The organism is Leptotrichia sp. OH3620_COT-345 (genome assembly GCF_003932895.1).
In the GTDB taxonomy this organism is placed as follows: domain Bacteria; phylum Fusobacteriota; class Fusobacteriia; order Fusobacteriales; family Leptotrichiaceae; genus Pseudoleptotrichia.
Genome location: NZ_RQYW01000164.1, coordinates 1 through 328 on the forward strand (window position 1 = coordinate 1; position 328 = coordinate 328).

Below are 328 nucleotides of genomic sequence, written 5' to 3' on the forward strand. Positions count from 1 at the left end.
AAGAATATTTAAAAGGAACCCACAGAAGAGAAGACGGCACACTTACAGATAACAGAAAAGTGGGAATGGTATTAAATCCGTCAAGTATAATAGGAACTTAAAGCACGACAATAAAGGCGGGCTCACTTTTGAATACATCACAAATAGGAGTACCGGGACAGGGAACGACATATATTGAAGTAACAGGAAAAGGTATAAATGCAAGTATAGGAAACAATATAGGGAAACTGGAAGGAAAAGAAGTCCTTTTAGAAGGAAATAAAGGTGTAATAAATATAGGTGGAGAAATAAAAGGGAATGAAATAACGAAAGTAACATCAAAAGAAGG

At 35.4% G+C, this 328-nt stretch carries 1 protein-coding gene; it reads left to right on the forward strand.

The genetic code is table 11. The annotated features are described in order from the left end of the window. Positions 1–128: 128 nt before the first annotated feature. On the forward strand, positions 129–328 hold a 200-nt coding region (locus tag EII29_RS11705; RefSeq protein ID WP_148096447.1), incomplete at its 3' end, for a hypothetical protein.